At 70.3% G+C, this 19451-nt stretch carries 20 protein-coding genes; 9 read left to right on the forward strand and 11 right to left on the reverse strand.

The window, feature by feature from the left end; genetic code table 11:
- The first annotated feature begins 65 nt into the window (after positions 1–65).
- Positions 66–947 (forward strand): universal stress protein, encoded by an 882-nt coding sequence (locus ALIDE2_RS19455; RefSeq protein WP_013520316.1) that lies wholly within the window; start codon positions 66–68, stop codon positions 945–947.
- Here the strand turns inward: ALIDE2_RS19455 and ALIDE2_RS19460 are convergent.
- A complete protein-coding gene (locus ALIDE2_RS19460) occupies positions 882–1316 on the reverse strand; it encodes a DUF1841 family protein (RefSeq protein ID WP_013520315.1) in 435 nt (144 codons plus the stop codon). The genes ALIDE2_RS19455 and ALIDE2_RS19460 overlap by 66 nt on opposite strands.
- Before the next feature lie 10 nt (positions 1317–1326).
- The gene (locus tag ALIDE2_RS19465) at positions 1327–2130 is read right to left on the reverse strand and encodes an IclR family transcriptional regulator domain-containing protein (RefSeq protein WP_013520314.1); all 804 of its coding nucleotides are present in this window, start codon (positions 2128–2130) and stop codon (positions 1327–1329) included.
- Positions 2131–2232: 102 nt separating this feature from the next.
- Between ALIDE2_RS19465 and ALIDE2_RS19470 the strand changes: the two genes are divergently transcribed.
- The 5 genes from ALIDE2_RS19470 to ALIDE2_RS19490 all read left to right on the forward strand — a co-directional run bounded on the left by ALIDE2_RS19470 (position 2233) and on the right by ALIDE2_RS19490 (position 6699).
- Positions 2233–2928 carry a 3-oxoacid CoA-transferase subunit A gene (locus tag ALIDE2_RS19470; protein ID WP_013520313.1) on the forward strand — a complete coding sequence of 232 codons (696 nt, stop codon included), beginning with the start codon at positions 2233–2235 and terminating at the stop codon, positions 2926–2928.
- Positions 2929–2950: 22 nt separating this feature from the next.
- The gene (locus ALIDE2_RS19475) at positions 2951–3595 is read left to right on the forward strand and encodes a 3-oxoacid CoA-transferase subunit B (protein ID WP_013520312.1); all 645 of its coding nucleotides are present in this window, start codon (positions 2951–2953) and stop codon (positions 3593–3595) included.
- Between the two features lie 77 nt (positions 3596–3672).
- Complete coding sequence (gene pcaF / locus ALIDE2_RS19480; RefSeq protein WP_013520311.1) at positions 3673–4875, forward strand: 3-oxoadipyl-CoA thiolase; 1203 nt, start codon at positions 3673–3675, stop codon at positions 4873–4875.
- A 61-nt stretch (positions 4876–4936) separates the two neighbouring features.
- The gene (locus ALIDE2_RS19485; RefSeq protein ID WP_013520310.1) at positions 4937–5662 is read left to right on the forward strand and encodes an SDR family oxidoreductase; all 726 of its coding nucleotides are present in this window, start codon (positions 4937–4939) and stop codon (positions 5660–5662) included.
- A gap of 44 nt (positions 5663–5706) precedes the next feature.
- Positions 5707–6699, forward strand: a complete 993-nt coding sequence (locus ALIDE2_RS19490) for a Bug family tripartite tricarboxylate transporter substrate binding protein (protein WP_013520309.1) — start codon at positions 5707–5709, stop codon at positions 6697–6699.
- Positions 6700–7080: 381 nt separating this feature from the next.
- Here the strand turns inward: ALIDE2_RS19490 and ALIDE2_RS19495 are convergent, their stop codons facing one another.
- Entirely contained in the window at positions 7081–7905 is an 825-nt protein-coding gene (locus ALIDE2_RS19495; RefSeq protein WP_013520308.1) for a LysR substrate-binding domain-containing protein, read from the reverse strand.
- A 71-nt stretch (positions 7906–7976) separates the two neighbouring features.
- Here ALIDE2_RS19495 and ALIDE2_RS19500 point away from each other — a divergent pair, with 71 nt between their 5' ends.
- Together ALIDE2_RS19500 and ALIDE2_RS19505 are read left to right on the forward strand one after the other, a co-directional pair.
- Positions 7977–8579 (forward strand): Bug family tripartite tricarboxylate transporter substrate binding protein, encoded by a 603-nt coding sequence (locus tag ALIDE2_RS19500; RefSeq protein ID WP_238530055.1) that lies wholly within the window; start codon positions 7977–7979, stop codon positions 8577–8579.
- Positions 8580–8592: 13 nt separating this feature from the next.
- Complete coding sequence (locus tag ALIDE2_RS19505; protein ID WP_013722964.1) at positions 8593–9780, forward strand: M20 aminoacylase family protein; 1188 nt, start codon at positions 8593–8595, stop codon at positions 9778–9780.
- Between the two features lie 113 nt (positions 9781–9893).
- Here ALIDE2_RS19505 and ALIDE2_RS19510 read toward each other — a convergent pair whose 3' ends face one another.
- From ALIDE2_RS19510 to ALIDE2_RS19545, 8 genes are read right to left on the reverse strand one after another with little or no spacing between them, the layout of a single operon-like run.
- The gene (locus ALIDE2_RS19510) at positions 9894–10889 is read right to left on the reverse strand and encodes a Bug family tripartite tricarboxylate transporter substrate binding protein (RefSeq protein WP_013520305.1); all 996 of its coding nucleotides are present in this window, start codon (positions 10887–10889) and stop codon (positions 9894–9896) included.
- A gap of 26 nt (positions 10890–10915) precedes the next feature.
- A complete protein-coding gene (locus tag ALIDE2_RS19515; protein ID WP_013722965.1) occupies positions 10916–11875 on the reverse strand; it encodes a tripartite tricarboxylate transporter substrate-binding protein in 960 nt (319 codons plus the stop codon).
- A complete protein-coding gene (locus tag ALIDE2_RS19520) occupies positions 11872–13305 on the reverse strand; it encodes an MmgE/PrpD family protein (RefSeq protein ID WP_013722966.1) in 1434 nt (477 codons plus the stop codon). The genes ALIDE2_RS19515 and ALIDE2_RS19520 overlap by 4 nt, the downstream gene beginning before the upstream one ends.
- 4 nt (positions 13306–13309) lie before the next feature.
- A complete protein-coding gene (locus tag ALIDE2_RS19525; protein ID WP_013722967.1) occupies positions 13310–14488 on the reverse strand; it encodes a 2-methylaconitate cis-trans isomerase PrpF family protein in 1179 nt (392 codons plus the stop codon).
- Positions 14489–14499: 11 nt separating this feature from the next.
- Positions 14500–15519, reverse strand: a complete 1020-nt coding sequence (locus ALIDE2_RS19530; RefSeq protein WP_238530056.1) for a tripartite tricarboxylate transporter substrate binding protein — start codon at positions 15517–15519, stop codon at positions 14500–14502.
- A gap of 4 nt (positions 15520–15523) precedes the next feature.
- The gene (gene leuD / locus ALIDE2_RS19535) at positions 15524–16156 is read right to left on the reverse strand and encodes a 3-isopropylmalate dehydratase small subunit (protein WP_013520300.1); all 633 of its coding nucleotides are present in this window, start codon (positions 16154–16156) and stop codon (positions 15524–15526) included.
- A 2-nt stretch (positions 16157–16158) separates the two neighbouring features.
- Positions 16159–17568 (reverse strand): 3-isopropylmalate dehydratase large subunit, encoded by a 1410-nt coding sequence (leuC, locus tag ALIDE2_RS19540; RefSeq protein WP_013520299.1) that lies wholly within the window; start codon positions 17566–17568, stop codon positions 16159–16161.
- Positions 17569–17575: 7 nt separating this feature from the next.
- Positions 17576–18439, reverse strand: coding sequence for an isocitrate lyase/PEP mutase family protein (locus ALIDE2_RS19545; RefSeq protein WP_013520298.1), 864 nt, complete (start codon positions 18437–18439; stop codon positions 17576–17578).
- A 163-nt stretch (positions 18440–18602) separates the two neighbouring features.
- Between ALIDE2_RS19545 and ALIDE2_RS19550 the strand changes: the two genes are divergently transcribed.
- The gene (locus ALIDE2_RS19550; protein ID WP_013520297.1) at positions 18603–19397 is read left to right on the forward strand and encodes a GntR family transcriptional regulator; all 795 of its coding nucleotides are present in this window, start codon (positions 18603–18605) and stop codon (positions 19395–19397) included.
- The last annotated feature ends 54 nt before the right edge of the window (positions 19398–19451 follow it).

Here is a 19451-nt window from a genome sequence, read left to right on the forward strand (position 1 = left end):
CGCTGCCGCCGTCGGCGCCCGCCCTTGCCGACCCTCGCCGCCAGAAAACACAAGGAGTCCCGCACATGCGTCTGCACACCATCGTCGCCCTCACCGATTTTTCCCCGGCTACCGAACATGCGCTGGAACGCGCTGCGCTGCTGGCCAGCGCCCATGGCGCGCAGCTGCGCATCTTGTTCGCCGCCGATGGTCCGGTGGCCCGGTTCGACGATCCGCAGGCGCGGCTCGTGCAGCGAGCGCGCCATCTGTCGCGCCGTCACGGCCTGCCGGTGCAGGCGCTGCCGCCGGAGCCGGACGGCGCGGCCGATGGCGTGCTGCGTGCCGCGGCGCAGGCCGACCTGCTGGTGCTCGACGCGCGCATGCGCCGGGGCTGGCGGTCGCTGTGGCACGGCAGCCTGCTGATGCGGATGCTGCGCCGCAGCCCCTGCCCGGTGCTCGTGGTGCGGGAGGCGCCTTGCGGCGCGTATGGCCATGTGCTGGTGGACGTGGATTTCTCGCTGGCCTCGCGGGCCGTGGTGCGCTACGCGGGCGAGCTGCAGGACTCGGCCACGATAGAGCTCTTCCATGGCGCGGACCGGCGCGAGCCGTCGGTGGCGCAGGCCTATCGCCAGGACGTGCGGCTCCAGGCGCGCCAGCGGCGCGTGCGCCTGTCGGACGCTTTCCACGCCCGGCGCAACCGCGTCGCCATGACCACCGGCACGCAGGATGCGGTGCAGCAGTTGGTGGTGCAGCAGCAGCGCACCGGCGCCGACCTGCTCGTGCTGGGAGGCCTGCCCCCTGGGCTGGTGCGCAGCTGGTGGCAGGGGCGCAGGGTGCGGCGCCTCCTGGGCGGGGTCGATTGCGATGTGCTGGTGTGCCGGCCGCAGCAGGCGGGCGGTGAGCTAGTCGCGCGTGGCGCGGCGCTGCACGCAGGCGATGTAGGCGTCGCCGTCGGGCGGGCGGCCTGAGCGCTGCGCCTCCCACAGCATCTGGCCCAGGCATTCCATGGCCGCGTGGTGGGCGTCATGCAGCGAGCCCAGGCGCGCGGCCAGCAGCTCCACGGCCTGGCGTATGCCGCGCGGCTGGTCGATGCTGCACTGCTCGCTGATCGACAGGTGCATGGACAGGTGCAGGAAAGGGTTGGTGCGCGTGGGCGTCTCGTCGTAGTTGCGCGCGAGGGCGGCGTCCACGTCGGCCAGGTCGGTGTGGTACTCGGGGTGCTCGGCGATCCACAGGCCGGCCAGCGTCTCTATGGCCTCCATGGGCTGGCCGGCCTGCTGCTTGGCGTGCGCGGCGCAGAAGAAGCGCCTCACATCGGCTTGGGTGGGATTGAACATGGGGCCGAGCTTAACGTGTGCGCAGTGTGCGCGAGATGGCCTGCGCGGTCTGCAGCAGCTCGGGCAGCAGCTGCTCGCGCAGCATCTCGGTGCTGGTGCGGTTGGCCTGGCCGCTGATGTTCAGCGCGGCTACCACATCGCCGGCGCGGTTCTTGAGCGGCGCGGCCACCGAGATCAGGCCCTCTTCCAGTTCCTGGTCCACCAGGCACCAGCCCTGCGTGCGCGCCTGGGCGATGCGCGCGAGCAGCGTCTCGTCGTCGAGCACCGTGTGGCGCGTGAACGGCTGGCGCGGCAGCGTGGCCAGGCGCGCGCGCAGCTCGTCCTCGGGCAGGGCGGCCAGCAGCACGCGGCCCAGCGATGTCCAGAACGCCGGCAGGCGCGAGCCCACGGCCAGGTTGGTGCTCATGATCTTGTGCGTGTGCACGCGCAGCACGTAGACGATGTCCAGCCCGTCGAGCACGGCGGCCGAGCAGGACTCGCGCACGCGGTCGGTGAGCGCCTCCATCATGGGTTCGGCCAGGTCCCAGATCGGCATGGAGCTCAGGTAGGCGAAGCCCAGGTCCAGGATGCGCGGCGTGAGGCGGAACAGCCGACCGTCGCTCTCCAGGTAGCCCAGGGTCTGCAGCGTGAGCAGGATGCGCCGCGCCCCGGCGCGCGTCAGGCCGGTGCGCGCGGCCACTTCGCTGAGCGTCTGCTGCGGCGCTGCGGCGCTGAACGAGCGGATCACCTCCAGGCCGCGCGCGAACGACTGCACGTAGTTGTCCCCCGGCCTGTGGGTATTACCTATGCCTGCGGAAAGGGGGGTGTCATTCATGGCGATTTGTCCTAGAATTCATTATACGAACATTTGTTCGTTATTCGAACAGCAATGCCGGCCTCCGGGCCGGCTTCTCTTTCCTCCACTCAACGGCAAGACATGATCAACAAGATTGCGGATTCGGTCGCCCAGGCGCTGTCCGGCGTGCAGGACGGCGCCACGGTGCTCATTGGCGGCTTTGGTACCTCGGGCAACCCGATTGAGCTGATCGACGGCCTGATCGCCCACGGCGCGCGCGAGCTCACCGTGGTCAACAACAACGCGGGCAATGGCGACGCGGGGCTGGCGGCGCTGCTCAAGAGCGGCCAGGTGCGCAAGATCATCTGCAGCTTTCCGCGCCAGGCCGACAGCTGGGTGTTCGACGAGCTGTATCGCAGCGGCAAGATCGAGCTGGAGCTCGTGCCCCAGGGCAACCTGGCCGAGCGCATGCGCGCCGCAGGCGCGGGCATCGGCGCCTTCTTCTGCCCCACGGCCTACGGCACGGAGCTCGCCAAGGGCAAGGAAACGCGCGAGATCAACGGCAGGCACTACGTGCTGGAGTACCCCATCCACGGCGACGTGGCGCTGGTCAAGGCCGAGAAGGGCGACCGCTGGGGCAACCTGACCTACCGCATGTCAGCGCGCAACTTCGGCCCCGTGTGTGCCATGGCCGCCAAGTACACCGTGGCCACGGTGCACGAGCTGGTGGAGCTGGGCGAACTCGACCCCGAGGCCGTGGTCACGCCCGGCATCTTCGTGAGCCGCGTGGTGAAGGTGCCGCGTGTCGCCACCCAGGCCGGTGGCATCAGGCAGTAATACAGCGCAGGAGATACGAAGCGTGAGCAACTATCAGAAACGAAGCAAGACCGAGCTGGCCGCGCGTGTGGCGCAGGACATTTTCGACGGCGCCTACGTGAACCTGGGCATAGGCCAGCCCACCCTGGTGGCCAACCACCTGCCGGCTGGCCGCGAGGTGGTGCTGCACTCGGAAAACGGCATCCTGGGCATGGGCCCGGCGCCCGCCCCGGGCCAGGAGGACTATGACCTGACCAACGCCGGCAAGCAGCCCGTGACGCTGCTGCCCGGCGGCTGCTACTTCCACCATGCCGACAGCTTCGCCATGATGCGCGGCGGCCACCTGGACATCTGCGTGCTGGGCGCCTTCCAGGTGAGCAGCACGGGCGACCTGGCCAACTGGAGCACGGGCGAGAGCGGCGCCATCCCCGCCGTGGGCGGCGCCATGGACCTGGCCGTGGGCGCCAAGTCCACCTGGGTGATGATGGACCTGCTGACCAAGACCGGCGAATGCAAGGTGGTCAAGGAATGCAGCTACCCCCTCACGGGCCTGGCCTGCGTCAAGCGCATCTACACCGACCTGTGCACACTGGAATGCACGCCCGATGGCCTGGTGCTCATCGACACCGTGCCGGGCCTCACGCATGCGGAGCTCGAGCGCATAGTCGGCCTGCCCATCCGGCAATAAATGCAAAAACGGGCCGTGACGCCCGTCCAGCAAGTGCTGGAAGCTCACTTTTTGGAAGCATCATCCCTGGAGACACCATGACCCAAGCCTTTATCTGCGACGCCATCCGCACCCCCTTCGGCCGCTACGGCGGCGCCCTGAGCGGCGTGCGCACCGACGACCTGGGGGCCGTGCCCATCAAGGCGCTGATGGAGCGCAACCCCGGCGTGGACTGGAAGGCCGTGGACGATGTGCTCTACGGCTGTGCCAACCAGGCCGGCGAGGACAACCGCAACGTGGCGCGCATGGCGGCCCTGCTGGCGGGGCTACCCATCGCCGTGCCCGGCGCCACCATCAACCGCCTGTGCGGCTCGGGCCTGGACGCCGTGGGCACGGCCGCGCGCGCCATCAAGGCCGGCGAGGCGCGCCTGCTGATCGCCGGCGGCGTGGAGAGCATGAGCCGCGCCCCCTTCGTCATGCCCAAGGCAGAGTCCGCCTTCAGCCGCAGCAACGCGGTGTACGACACCACCATCGGCTGGCGCTTCGTGAACAAGCTCATGAAGCAGCACTACGGCGTGGACTCCATGCCCGAGACCGCCGAGAACGTGGCCGACGACTTCCAGATCGAGCGCGAGGCGCAGGACCGCATGGCCCTGGCGAGCCAGCAAAAGGCCGCTGCCGCCATCGCCGCCGGCCACCTGGCCAAGGAAATTGTGCCCGTGCACATCGCGCAGAAGAAGGGCGACCCCATCGTCGTGAGCCAGGACGAGCACCCGCGCGCCACCACGCTGGAGGCGCTGGCCAAGCTCAAGGGCGTGGTGCGCCCTGATGGCACTGTCACTGCCGGCAACGCCAGCGGCGTGAACGACGGCGCCTGCGCCCTGCTGCTGGCCAATGAAGAGGCCGCCCGGCAGTACGGCCTGACGCCGCGCGCCCGCGTGGTCGGCATGGCCGTGGCCGGCGTGGCGCCGCGCATCATGGGCTTTGGCCCGGCGCCGGCGGTGCGCAAGGTGCTGGCTCTGACCGGCCTGACGCTGGAGCAGATGGACGTGATCGAGCTCAACGAGGCCTTCGCCGCCCAGGGCCTGGCCGTGCTGCGCGACCTGGGTCTGGCCGACGACGACCGGCGCGTCAACCAGTGGGGCGGAGCCATCGCCCTGGGCCACCCGCTGGGTGCCTCGGGCGCGCGCCTGGCCACCACGGCCGTGAGCCAGCTGCACGAGCTGGGCGGGCGCTACGCGCTGTGCACCATGTGCATCGGCGTGGGCCAGGGCATCGCTGTGGTGCTGGAGCGCGTATGAGCGCGCGGCCGCTGCGCCGCTGACCCCGCGCGTGCCCGCCACGTCCTTGTCTGGAATGACCATGACCGCATCCCACTCCCGCGAACGCGTGCTCATCACCGGCGGCGGCGCCGGCATCGGCGCGGCCACCGCCGAGCGCTGCCGTGCCGATGGCTACGAGCCGGTGGTCATCGACCGCTCGGCCGCGCATGTGCCCGGCGGCATCCAGGCCGACCTGTCCGACCCCGCGGAGACCGCGCGCGCCCTGCAGCAGGCGCTGGCGGGCGGGCCCATCACACGCCTGGTGAACAACGTGGGCATCGTGGTGCCCGCCGAGGCCGACCGGCAGACCCTGGAGCAGTTCGACCTGGCCGTCGCGCTGAACCTGCGCTGCGCGCTGCAATGCATGCAGGCGCTGCTGCCGGGCATGCGGGAGGCGGGCTTCGGGCGCATCGTCAACATCTCCTCGCGTGCGGCGCTGGGCAAGGAGCTGCGCACCGCCTACGCCGCCACCAAGGCTGGCCTGATCGGCATGACGCGCGTGTGGGCGCTGGAGCTGGGGCGCCACGGCATCACAGCCAACGCCATCGGCCCGGGCCCCATCCGCACCGAACTCTTCGACCGCGCCAACCCGCCCGGCGCGCCGCGCACGCAGGCCATCGTCGATGCCGTGCCCGTGCGGCGCGTGGGCACACCCGAGGACGTGGCGCACGCCGTGTCCTACCTGCTCGACGCGCGCAGCGGCTTCGTCACCGGCCAGGTGCTCTACGTCTGCGGCGGCATGACCGTGGGCGTGGCCGGCGTCTGACCCCCCCCTTTTTTTTGATTCACTATCCAAGCGAGGAAACGCAAATGACCATGAAACACCGCATCGCACGCCGCACCCTGCTGGCCGGCATGGCCGTGGCCGCCGCCGGCGCGCTGCCCCTGGGCGCCGCCGCGCAGAACTACCCCGCCAAGCCCGTGACCATCATCGTGCCGTTCTCGGCCGGCGGCACCACCGACATCCTGGCGCGCATCGTGGGCCAGGGCCTGCAGACCGAGCTGGGCCAGCCCTTCGTGGTGGACAACCGCGCCGGCGCGGGCGGCAACATCGGCGCCTCGCTGGCCGCCAAGGCACCCGCCGACGGCTACACACTGTTCATGGGCACGGTGGGCACACACGCCATCAACCAGGCCCTGTACAAGAAGATGCCCTTTGATCCGGTGAAGGACTTCGCGCCGATCTCGCGCGTGGCCACGGTGCCTAACCTGCTGGTGGCCCACCCGAGCCAGCCGTACAAGACCGTGAAGGAACTCATCGCCTACGCCAAGGCCAACCCCGGCAAGGTGACCTTCGGCTCGCCGGGCAGCGGCGCGTCGCCCCACGTGTCGGGCGAGCTGTTCAAGAGCATGACCGGCACCGACCTGCTGCACGTGCCCTACAAGGGCAGCGCGCCGGCCATGACCGACCTGCTGGGCGGCCAGATCTCCATCATGTTCGACAACATGCCCTCGGCCATCCAGCACGTGCGCTCGGGCAAGCTGCGCCCCATCGCCGTGACCACGGCCAGGCGCTCGCCCGAACTGCCCGACGTGCCCACCATCGCCGAGGCCGGCGTGCCCGGCTACGAGGCCATGTCCTGGTTCGGCATGTTCGCCCCGGCCGCCACGCCCAAGCCCGTGCTGGACAAGCTCAACGCCGCCCTGGTCAAGGTGCTGAACCAGCCCGACGTGAAGAAGAAGATCGCCGAGCAGGGCGGCGACGTGGTGGCCGAAACGCCCGCGCAGTTCGCCGCCTTCATCAAGGCCGAGAGCGCCAAGTGGGGTAAGGTGGTGAAGGAGTCGGGCGCGACGGTCGATTGATATTGCGCATCAAAAAATAGCTGCTAGCGCTTACTGGGTAAGCGTTGGTGGCTATTTTCATGTTCAATCCTGCGCGATCCGCTGGCGCATCCGCATCAAGCAGCGGGCCATGTCCTTGAGCATCACGCAGGTGCTCCAAATGCTGGGGCTGGGTTTCCTTGGCCATCCTGCCCTATGCGCGCCACAGGGGTTGCGTGCTGCAGCGGAACGCACCGCCAAACGAGCGACTGATTCGATAGTCGACATACTCGACCATGATGCCTCTGCGCTCCAATTCACCACCGATAGCGCTGAAGTCCGGGTCGGTGACGTATACGTCCGGTGTGATCGGAAGCGCGAGCTTGGGCGGCTATACGTTCGCAATAGGTGGAGCGCATTCAATCATCCCGGCTGAAACAGACCCGGCGAAACGATGGCCGCCGCGCTCCGCTCGATCCGCTGCCGAAGCCACTGGTGCGCGCTGTCTTCATGGCTGCGCGCATGCCAGATGAGCTGTACCGGAAACGATGGGAACGCGAACGGTAGCGGGCTCGTCGCCAGCCCGAACATCGGCGCGTAGTGCTGTGCGACGATGGCCGGCACGGTGGTGACCAGCGGCGCGCGCGCCACAGTGGCGAACAGGGTGAGGAAGCTGGGCGCCGCGAGCACCGGCTCGATGTCCACCCGGGCCTTGTTGAACGCTTCCTCCATGTATCCGTGCAGGTTGTTCTTGGCGGAGATCAGGGCATGGCGGCTGGCTCGGTACTGGTTCAGCCCTATGGGCGTCTGGTAGGGCAGGAGCTTTGGATGGAAGCAGCAGACCACGCCCAGGTCGTGCAGTTCGGCGCGGTGGTGCCAGTTGCTGCCGCCGGGCAGGTAGCCAATGGCCAGGTCGATCTGCTCCGTGTCCAGCGCGCCGTAGGCCTTCTCGCGGCTGGTGGGGCTCAGCAGCAGCTTGACCCGGGGCGCCGACAGCGCGAGGTCAGCGAAGAGCTCGGCGATCAGCATCGACTCGGACTGGATGGACAACCCGATCCGAAAGACCCGCTCGTCCACGGCGGGGTCGAAGCTGCGGTGCGAGAGCAGCAGCTTCTGGGAGGCGCCGAGCAGCTCGCGCACCGGCTCGTGCAGCGCGCGCGCTCGCAGGGTCGGCTCCATCCGGTAGCCCACGCGCACGAACAGATCGTCGTCCAGCAGTACCCGCAGGACCGAGAGGGCATGGCTCATGGCCGGCTGCTTGATGATCGAAGGATCGTAGATTGAAATGATCGATGTGTGTCATCGTCAGTATCGATTTGTTGAATCAATACCCGGACCATATACTGACCTCGCCGGTGCGCGGCGTCCAGGAGCTGATGGCGGCGGCCAAGGCCAAGCCTGGACAGATCAACTACGGCTCCACGGGCGCGGGCGTCAGCCCGCAGGTCGCCCTGGAAATGCTCAATGCCAAGGCCGGCGTGGCCATGACGCATGTTCCCTACAAGGGAACGGCCCCCATGCTGACGGGCATGCTCTCGGGCGACATCGACGTGGCGTTCGACATCGCCTCGTCCTCGGGCCCGATGATCCAGGGAGGCAGGCTGCGGGGCTTGGCCGTTTCCGGCGCCAGCCGCCTGAAGATGCTGCCCCAGATTCCGACGGTGGCCGAGTCGGGCTACCCGGGCTTCGACGTCACGTCCTGGTATGGCCTGGTGGCGCCCAAGGGAACACCGGACGCCGTTGTCCAGAAGCTCAACGCCGCGCTCCAGAAAGTGCTGCTCAACCCTGAGACGCAACGCACCCTGGCGGCCACCGGCAACGATGTTCTGCCGGGGACGCCCGCGCAGTTCCAGCAGTTCATGCAGGGCGAATACGCCAAGTGGACCGATGCCGTGAAGCAGCTCAACATCACCGTCAACTGAAAGAGGGGCACCCATGCCCGCACCGCACCCGAGGCTCGAGGAGCTCGCCCAGGACCTGCCGGAGATCACCGCCATCCGGCACCAGATCCACCGCCACCCGGAGCTGGCCTTCGAGGAGACGGCCACGGCCGACCTGGTGGCGCGCAAGCTGCGCGAGTGGGGCTTCGAGGTCGCCACGGGCGTGGGCACGACGGGCGTCGTCGGCACGCTCAAGGCCGGCAGCGGCTCCAGGCGCATCGGCCTGCGCGCGGACATGGATGCGCTGGCCATCGAGGAAAGAACGGGCCTGCCCTATGCCAGCACCGTGCCCGGCAAGATGCACGCCTGCGGCCATGACGGCCATACCTCCATCCTGCTCGGGGCCGCCAGGTACCTGGCGCGCACGCGCCGCTTCTCGGGCACGCTGCACCTGTACTTCCAGCCCGCCGAGGAGCGAGGCTACGACAGTGGCGCCGAGCGCATGCTGGCCGATGGCTTGTTCGAGCGGTTTCCCTGCGACGCCGTGTTCGGCCTGCATAACCATCCGGGCGCCGAGGTGGGGTCGATCATGGCGCGCAAGGGCGCGTCCCAGCCTGCCACGGACAAGGTGAGCATCCGCGTCATCGGCAAGGGCGGCCACGTGGCGCGCCCGCACCTGACGGTGGACCCCTCCGTGGTGACCGCCAGCATCGTGATGGCGCTGCAGACCATCGTCTCGCGCAACGTGGATGCCACGCAGACCGCAGTGCTCTCGGTGTGCACGCTGCAGTCGGGCGGCTTCTACGGCGTGATCCCGGACGAGGCGCGCGTCGAGTTGAGCGTGCGCTGTTTCGACCCCGGGGTGCGCGACCTGTTGCGCGAGCGCATCGAGGCCACGGTGCATGGACAGGCGCAGAGCTATGGCGCGCGGGCCGAGATCGACTACCAGACGGGCTACCCCGCGCTGGTGAACACGGACCGCGAGGTGGATTTCGCTGTGGAAGTGGCCCGCGAACTGCTGGGCCCCGAGCGCGTGGATCCGGACTTCGGCTTGGTCACGGCGGGCGACGATTTCTCCTTCATGCTGCAGCGGCGGCCCGGCTGCTACCTGCGCCTGGGCAATGGCCTGTTCAATGAGCCCTGCCATCCGGTGCACCACCCCCGGTACGACTTCAACGACGACAACCTGCGCACCGGGGCGGCGTACTGGAGCCTGCTGGTGGAACGCTACCTCGTGGATTGAGTCTGCAATCCTATTGATAGCTGCCTGCGATTGCTGGACAAGCGTTGGCGGCACTTTCCATATGTAAACCACCACACGCTGCACTGCACCCTCGGAGCCTCGGGGCGCATGCCTCACTCCGGCGCCACCCCCGCGGCCTGCGCGGCCTCGGCCCATTTCCGGTTCTCGGACGCGAGGAATTCCCTGAGCTGCCGCGGCGAGCTGCCGGATGGTTCGCTGCCCGTGGTGGCCGATGCCTTGATCACGTCGGGCCGTGCCTGGGCCTTGAGCGCGGCCTTGTTGAGCAGGTCCACCACCTGGGGCGGAGTGCCCGCCGGCGCCACGAGCGCCGTCCACGAAGCCACCTCGAAGCCGGGGTAGCCCTGCTCCGCGATGGTCGGCACCTGGGGCAGCTCCTTGTAGCGCGCCGTGCTGGAGACGGCCAGCACCTTCAGCTTGCCCTGGCGCACCTGCGGCAGCACCAGGCCGCCAGCGTCCATCATCACGTCGATCTGCCCGCCGATCAGGTCCGTCAGGGCTGCCGACGAGCCCTTGTACGGCACATGCAGGATGTCCAGCCCCGCGGCCTTCTTGAGCAGCTCCATCGCCAGGTTCGCGGTGATGCCGCGCCCGCCCGAGCCGTAGTTGAGCTTGCCCGGGTTGGCCTTGGCGTACTGCACGAGCGCCGCCAGGCTGTTGAAGGGCGAGGCAGCGGGCACGACCAGATAGAGGCGGCCCACGCCGTTGAGCATGACCGGCTCGAAATCCTTGAGCGGGTCATAGCCCGGCTTGCTGTAGATCGCCGGGTTGATCGCCAGTTGGCCGGACGTTCCCAGCAGTAGCGTATGGCCGTCCGGCGCGGCCTGCCTGACCTCCTGGGCGCCCAGGATGCCATTGGCGCCGGCCTTGTTCTCGACGTACACCGGCTTGCCCAGGATGTCCGACAGCGCGATGGCGAGCGCCCGGGCGCTGCTGTCCACGGTCTGACCCGGTGGATAGCCCACGACGATGCGGATAGGCCTGGAAGGAAAGGCGTCACCCTGCGCGAGGGCCAGGGGCGCGCCCAGGGCAGCGGTGGCGGCCGTGCCGGCGTATTGCAGGAAGCGGCGGCGGGTGGTGAGCGAGGGCATGGAGTCTCCTGGAGGATGGATAGGTGTCACTGGTCGGACTGCAGGCCTTCGCTGCGGACCACCTCGGCCCAGCGCGCCAGTTCTTCGGTGTAGAGCCTGTCGGCCTGCGCGGGCGAGCTGGGGGCCGCCTCCACGCCCAGCAGCGTGAACTGCTGGCGCAGCCGTTCGTCAGCCAGCGCGGCGTGCACGGCCCTGGACAGCGTGCCCACCACCTCCGGCGGCATGCCGGCGGGCCCGCCGATGCCGTACCAGCTCGTCACCTCGTAGCCCTTGACCGTTTCGGCGGCGGCCGGCACGCCGGGCGCCAGCGGCGTGCGCCGGGCCGTGGCCACTGCCAGCACATTCGCGCGTGAGGCGATGGGTGCCACCGCGGGCGGAGTGCCGAACTGCACGTCGAGCTGCCCGCCCACCAGCGCAGTGGCCGTCTCGCTGCCCCCCTTGTAAGGGATGTGCGCCATGCGCACGCCGGCGTCGCGCTGCAGCACCAGGGCAGCCAGGTGGGGCGTGGTGCCCACGCCGCCGGCGCCGTAGTTGAGCTTGCCGGGCGCCTGGCGGGCGCGCGCCAGCAGATCGGCCAGCGTCCGGATGCCGGAGTCCTTGGGCACGGCGATCAGCAGCGGGCCGCGCGCCACCGTGCTGACCATGCTGAAGGCGGTCGCCGCGTCGTAGGACAGCGACTTGTACATGCTCGGCGAGATGGTGTTGGTGGACGTGAGCATCATCAGCGTGTAGCCGTCGGCCGGCGCGCGCGCCACGGTGCCCGCCGCCAGCGTGGTGCCCGCGCCCGGCCTGTTGTCCACGATCACGGTCTGGCCCAGGCTGCGGCCCATGGCATCGGCCAGCGCGCGGGCCACGTTGTCCGCGCCGCCGCCGGCGCCGAAGCCGACCACCAGCCTGATGGGCCGGTCGGGGTAGGCCGCCTGCGCGGCCATGGGGATGCTGGCCAGCGCCACGGCGGCCAACAGGGTTGCATGCAAGCGTTTCATGGGTTCGTCTCTCCTTGATGTGATTCCTGTACCGGGTGCAGCGCGTCCAGCGCCTGCGCCCATGCCTGTACGCGCATGCCGGGCAGCGCCTCGCAATGGCGCAGCAGGCGTAGCCCGGCCTGGCCGTCCGGCTGGGCGCCGCCCCAGTGCAGGCAGTCGCCCAGCTTGGCCACGAACTGGGGCTCGTCCAGCGGGCGCTGGGCCGAGCCGCGCAGCAGTTCCACGCGCTGCGCCAGCCGGCGTCCGTCGCGCAGCAGCAGCCGCACCTCTGCCATGCGCGCTCCGATGTCGCCCGTTTCTTCCTGCCAGTGCACGCGGTCGAAGAAGCGCTGGATCTGCGGGCGGCGCACCGCCGTATCCGTGAAACTGGCGAGCCGCACCGCGCCGTCCTCGGCGGCCGCAGCCATCGCATAGGGCAGGCTGAATTTGCCCTGCAGCCCGTTGGCCGGCCGCGGGTGCACCAGCGGCACGAAGGCGCCCGGGCTGCCGAGCACGTCCACACGCGCGATGTCCTGCAGCCGCAGGTCGTGCGCGGCGCGCAGATCCAGCATGGCGTCGATGGCGCGGTGCGTCGCGTAGCACATGGGGTATTGCTTGATGTCCAGCCCGCTGCGCTCGATCTCCAGCGGCGCCTCGCCGAGCCGGGCCAGCCAGGCGTCGGCGGATGCGCCGTCTGCGTAAGTGCGCAGGTAGCCATGAGGGCCGTCGATGGCATGCGCCCCGGCCTCGAACCCGGCGGCCGCCAGCAGCGCCGCGCGCACCGCCGCGCCGCCGGCCTGCCCGGCCTGGAAGCACTTGGCCTGCGTGCCCACGTTCTCGCGCGAGCCGGCCGCCTGCGCCACGGCCAGGCCCAGCGCGTGCGCGATCTGGCCAGCGTCGAGCCGCAGCAGATAGGCGCAGGCCGCGGTGGCGCCCAGCACGCCGATGCTGGCGGTGGAGTGCCAGCCCGCGGCGTAGTGCTCCGGTGCGAAGGCACGCGACAGCTTGACCAGCACCTCCAGTCCCACCACGTAGGAGGCATGCAGGCGCTCGCCGTCCAGGCCGCGCGCCTGCGCCAGTGCCAGCAGAGCCGGCCACAGCACGACGCTCGGATGGCCGCGCTGCGCCACGTTCACGTCGTCGTAGTCCAGCACATGGCCGGCCACACCGTTGAACCAGGCGGCGGTTTCTGCTGCCGCCCAGGCGCCGCGCCCCCACAGCCGGGCCCGGCCGGGGCCACCGTCGTCATGGAGCAGGCCGCCGCCGTGCAGGTAGCGCAGCGCCGCATGGACTGCGGGCTCTCCCTGTCCGGCGAATGCGACGGCATAGGTGTCCGCCAGCGTGCGGGCGCAAATGTCCCGGTGCGCCGGTTCTAGGGTGCTGGCGTCGAACGTGGTGGCGAACCGGGCGATGCGCTGCGCCACCGATGGGGCGTTGGATGCGGACGGCACGGCCTTACCCTTCGAGCACGCTGCGCGGCACCCAGGCCACACCGTCCATGAGTCGGCGGGCGGTTCGTGCGAAACCCAGGGCTTCGAACACCAGCGGCTCGTCGGCCCGGGCATGGCCCTGCACTTCGACGCGCATGGCCCCCAGCGGATGGCCGATGTGCAGGCTCGCGGGCGCGACGCGCTCCCCTTCGGGTCGGGTCGCCTGCTGCACGACCGAGCCCGCGACGCTGGCGCAGGCCGATGTGCAAATCGCGCCCGTGCCGGCCATGCTTTCGTGGCAGCGGCCATAGAAGACCAGGCGCGCGCGCAGGTCCATGGCCTCTGCGGGCACGGTGCGGCCCTGCGCATCGGCATAGCCGGCCGGCGGCGCCACCAGCACCACCAGCGGCAGCGCGGGCGAGGCGGTATCCGCCTCCCGCCAGCCGCCGCACAGGCCCAGCAGCGCGGCGGCGCGGGCGCGCAGCTCCTTCAGGGTGGCCAGCAGGGGTGCGTTGGCGTCGATCTGGTCGGGCAGTTCGCTGCCCGACAGGCCCAGCGCCTGGGCGGCCACGAAGACGCAGGGGTTGCCCACGTCGCACAGGCTGGTGTCGAAGGCGCGACCGTCCGACAGCGTGATGCGGTCCTGCGCGCGTCCGGTGGGCATGCCGCGCCCGGTCTTGGCGCCCACGGTGCCGCGGTAGTCCATGAAGATGCGCGCGCCGGTGCCAGGCACGCCGGGGATCGCGAAATCGCCGGCCACGCGCGCCCCGCCATCGGCCACCGGCACGTGGGCCACCAGCAGCTTGCCGGTGTTGGTGTTGTGGATGCGTACGGGCGTGTCGGCCCCCCGGGCGTCGACCAGGCCGGCATCGATGGCGAACGGCCCGACACCGGCGGAGATGTTGCCGCAGTTGCTGGTGTAGACCACCCGCCCCTGGCCCGGCGGCACGATACCGTAGGTGTAGTCCACGTCCGCCTGCGGATGCGTCGGCGGGCCTACGATGGCCAGCTTGGCCGTGACCAGCCGGGAGCCGCCCAGGCCGTCGATCTGCAGCAGGTCCTGCGCGCCGAGCACGGCCATCAGCAGGCGGTCGCGCTGCGCGCCGGGCGGCGGCAGGTCCGCAGCCTTGAAGTAGATGCCCTTGCTGGTGCCGCCGCGCAGGATGGCGCAGGGCACGCCGATTTGTTCATTCGATGTCTGCATGTTTCGCTCCATCAGTCTTCGAGGGGAAAGCGCTTCACCAGCGCGCCCAGCCGCGCGTCGTCGTCGCGCACCATCGCGGTGAAGGCCGCCGGGCTGGTGAAGGCCGGTTCGGCCCCGGCCGTCGCCAGCGCCTCGCGCACATGCGGGTCCTTGCCGGCCTCGCGTACGGCATCGGCGATGGCCTGGGCCACCGCCGGGGGCGTGCCCTGGGGCGCGAACATGCCGTACCAGGTGACCGAATACGAATCGGCCCAGCCCGCCTCCATGCTCGTGGGCACTTCGGGCAGGGCATGGGCGCGGTCGCGGCCGTTGGTTACCAGGACGCGCAGGCGCCCGCTCTTGTGCAGCGGTATGGCCGCGGTGATGCCGGTGAAGGCCATGGTCAGGTTGCCCGAGACCAGGTCGCCCACGATGGGGGCGGTGCCCCTGTAGTTCACGACGGCCAGATTCGGCAACTGGTAATCTGCCGCGAACTTCTGGGCACGCACCTTGGAACTGTTCTCGCCGCTGCCCGCGTTGCAGGGCTTGCTGCGGCAATACGCGACCAGATCGGGCAGGGTCTTGAACGGCAGCGTGGCCGTCACCACGATCGCGGTCGGCGAGGTGGCCACGGCCGTCACCGGCGTGAGCCGCGCCACCGGGTCGATGCCCTTGAGGCTGCGCTGGTACTTCATGAGCAGGATCGAAGGCACCTGGAACAGCAGTGTGTAGCCGTCCGGCGCTGCCTCGATGACGCGGCGCGTGCCGATCAGGCCGTCGGCGCCGCCCAGGTTCTCCACCAGCACCGGCTGCTTCCACAGCACGGCCAGGCGGCTGGCCACGGCGCGCGCCGTGGCGTCGGTGCCGCCGCCGGGGTTGTAGGGCACGACCAGCGTCACGGGGCGGGTGGGCGCCCACGCGGCCGCAGGAGCAGCCCGGGCCGCACCGAAGAGGCTGGCGGCTGCCAGCAGGGCCAGCGATGCGCGGCCGGGGCGGCGCACGTGGATGGGGGATCGTCTCGTCGTGGTTGTCATGGCGTGTGGTTGGTGCATGGGTTCAGGCTTCGGTGGTTGCGCCGGGGGCGGGCCGCCAGATCCAGGGGCGTGCGGTGCGGTCGCGAGCCTGCCAGGCGTCGATGTTTTCGTGCAACTGCAGCGTGCGGCCGATGTCGTCCAGGCCTTCCAGCAGCGCCGTGCGGCGCAGCGGGTCGACCTCGAAGGCCAGGGCGGTGCCATCGGGCAGCAGGATGCGCTGGGCGCGCAGGTCCATCTCCCAGGCAGCCTGCGGCGTGCAGGCTGCACGCGCGCGCGCCAGTGCGTCGGCGGGCAGGCGCACTGGCAGCACGCCGTTCTGAAAGCAGTTGGCGTGGAAGATGTCGCCGAAGCTCTCGGCGACCACGCAGCGGATGCCGCGCGCCAGCAGGGCCCACACGGCGCCTTCGCGCGAAGAGCCGCAACCGAAGTTGCGGCCGGCCACCAGGATGGGCGCTTCGCGCCATGGCGCCTGGTTCAGCACGAAGTCCGGGTTCTCGCTGCCGTCGCCGCGGTAGCGCAGCGACTCGAAGGCCCAGGGGCCGAGCTCGTGGCGCTGCAGGCTGGTCAGCCGCTCGATGCGGATGATGAGGTCGGTGTCGACGTTGTCGATCGGCAGCGGCGCCGCAGCGCCGCGCAGGATGGTGAAGGGCTGCATGCTCACAGGCTCCGTGGATCGGCGATGGCGCCCGCCAGCGCGGCGGCCACGGCGCTGGCCGGGCTGGCCAGGTGCGTGCGCGCGCCGGGCCCCTGGCGGCCGACGAAGTTGCGGTTGGAGGTGGAAACCACGCGCTCGCCCGGCGCGGCCTGCTCGCCATTGGCGGCCACGCACATGCTGCAGCCGGGCTCGCGCCATGCGAAGCCTGCGGCTCGGAAGGCTTCGTGCAGGCCTTCGCGCTCCGCGGCGCGCTTGACGTTCTCCGAGCCCGGCACCACCCAGGCCTGCACATGCGGCGCGACGCGCCGCCCGCGCAGCAGCCCCGCCGCCTCGCGCAGATCCGACAGGCGCGAGTTGGTGCATGAGCCGATGAACACGCGGTCGATGCGCGTGCCCTGCAGCGGCGCGCCCGCCTTCAGGCCCATGTAGGCGAGCGCTGCCTGCCAGGCCTGGCGCTGCGCCGGGCTGGCGGCGTCGGCCGGGTCGGGAACGCGCGTGTCGACGGCCATCGCATGCTCGGGGCTGGTGCCCCAGGTCAGCGTGGGCGCCACGGCGGCGGCGTTGACGTGCCACTCCTGCTCGTAGCGGGCACCGGGGTCGCTGGGCAGCGTGCGCCAGTGGGCCAGGGCCTGCGCGAAGGCGTCCCCCTGCGGCGCGAAGGGCCGGCCGCGCAGATAGGCCTCGGTCTTCACGTCGGGGGCGACCATGCCGATGCGCGCGCCGAGCTCGATCGACAGGTTGCACAGCGTCATGCGCTGCTCGACCTCCATGGCCTCGACGGCCGCGCCCGCGTATTCCACCGCGAAGCCGTTGCCGGCGTTGGCGCCGAGCCAGCCGATCAGGGCCAGGGCCAGATCCTTGGCGCCCACGCCAGGGCCGGGCAGCCCGTCGAGCAGTACGCGCATGGTGCGCGGGCGGCGCAGCACCAGCGTCTGACTGGCCAGCACGTGCGTCACTTCGGACGAGCCCACGCCGAAGGCGATGGCGCCCAGCGCGCCATTGGTGCAGGTGTGGCTGTCGCCGCAGACCAGCGTCATGCCCGGCTGGACGATGCCCAGCTCGGGCCCCATCACGTGCACGATGCCCTGGCCGGGCTCGCCGAGGTCGAACATGCGGATGCCCGCCTGCCGCGTCAGCAGCTTCAGGCCCTGGTACAGGCGCGCGCCGCCGGCGAAGGTCTCGCCGGTACGGTCCGGCGCGCTGGAGACGGCGTGATCGGGCGTGGCGAAGGCCAGCCCCGGGTTGCGCACGGGCAGGCCGCGCTCGGCCAGCTGGCGCAGCCCGGCCGTTCCCGACAGGTCGTGCAGCAGGTGGCGGTCGATGTGCAGCAGGTCCCAGCCGTCGGCCAGGGACTGCACCACATGGGCGTCCCAGACCTTGTCGAACAGCGTGCGTGGATGGGGCGTGTCCATGCCGTCCTCACTGCGCCGTCTGGAAGCGGGTGCGCAGTGCATCCCACTCGGCCGCGCCCAGGCGGCGAAAGCGCTCGGCCACGCCGGGCGTGCCTGCCGAGGCCGGCGGCTGCCCGGTGGCCTTGAGCGCCGACAGTGCCTGCTCGCACGCCGAGGCGGCCGCGCCGATCAGCAGGCTGGGCAGGATGGCCAAGCGGTAGCCCATGTCCTGCGCCTGGGCCAGGCCCAGGTCCGGCGTCTTGCCGCCGCGCACGATGTTGAGCAGGCACGGCCCCTGCACGAGGCGGGGGATGGATGCGAGTTCCTCGAGGGACTGGGCGGCTTCCACGAAGACCATGTCGGCGCCGGCCGCCAGGGCGGCGCGGGCGCGGCGCACGGCTTCGTCCAGGCCGAGCATGGCGCGCGCGTCGGTGCGCGCGATCACGAGGAAGTCCGGGTCGCGCCGGGCGTGCAGCGCGGCGCGGATCTTGGCCACGAACTGCTCGCAGGGGATGACCTCCTTGCCGTCGAGGTGGCCGCAGCGCTTGGGCGCGACCTGATCCTCGATGTGCAGGCCGGCGACGCCGCGCATCTCGTACTCGCGCACGGTGCGCGTGACGTTGAGCTCGTTGCCGTAGCCGGTGTCGGCGTCGGCGACCAGGGGGATGGCGACCGAGCGCGCCAGCACGCCGGCGGCATCGGCCATCTCGCTCATGCCGAGCAGGCCATAGTCGGGAAAGCCACGCGCGGCCGACGCGCCGGCACCGGTCATGTAGACGCAGGGGAAGCCGGCGGCCTCCACCATCTTGGCGGTCATGCCGTCGTAGGCGCCGGGGGCGACGGTGATCTCGGGGCGCGCGAGCAGGTCGCGCAGTGTGCGGGCAGGTGTCATGTTGGAAGAGCCGAGGCTGGAAGATCGCAGTGCGCTGCAGTAAAAATCTCAACGTAACAACATCATAACACTATGATGTTATGTTGTTGATGGGATATGCCCGGATGGCAGGCACAATCACGTTCAGTTAGCGCCTTGCCGCCCGAGCACCGATCGAAGTTCCATGGACACTGCCATTGCCCCCCTGCTGAGCCGCAAGCCCGGCACTGCCCTGCACCGCCAGCTTTTCATGGTTCTGCGCGACCAGATCGCCCAGGGCATTTACCCGGTGGGCGGATTGATTCCGCCCGAAGATGCGCTGTGCGCGCAGTTCGACGTCTCGCGCATCACGGTGCGCCGAGCCGTCTCCGACCTCGAACAACTGGGCCTGGTGGAAAAGCGTCCCGGCCGCGGCACCTTCGTGCGGGCGGCGCCCCGGCCGCTGCGGCCGCAGGCCAGCTTCGGCTTGCTCGACTCACTGGGCCGGCAGGCCCGCGAGACCGAGGTGACTGTGCAGAAAGTGGAAATGGTCTCGCCCCCATCCGTGGTGGCGCAGCAGTTGCAACTGCCTGATGGCGAGGTCGCAGTGCATGCGGTGCGCCTGCGCTCGGTGCATGGCGTGCCGGTGATGGCCACCGACGCCTGGGTGCCGCGCGCGGTGGGTCAGCACGTGAGCGAGGCGGAGCTCAAGAAGCGTGCGCTGTTCGAAATCCTGATAGCCGAGGGTGTGAAGTTCGGCCGCGTGATCCAGGAGATGACTGCGGTCGCTGCGGACCCGGTGCTGGCGAATCTGCTGCAGGTCGACGTGGGGGCGCCGCTGGTCCGCTTGGTCCGGCTACTGCACGACAGGCGCAAGCGGCCGGTGCAATACATCACGATCCATTTCACGGGCGAGCGCAGCCGCATCCTGATGGACGTGGCGGCTGACGCGGTCAACACCACGGGGGCCGGACAGATCGTGCACGACCCGGATTTGTAGGCGCGAGCGGCGCGTGCCGCGCTACTGCCGCCCATGCAGGGGCGGGCGCTTGGA

Origin of the sequence: Alicycliphilus denitrificans K601, from assembly GCF_000204645.1 — a bacterium.
In the GTDB taxonomy this organism is placed as follows: Bacteria; Pseudomonadota; Gammaproteobacteria; order Burkholderiales; family Burkholderiaceae_C; genus Alicycliphilus; species Alicycliphilus denitrificans.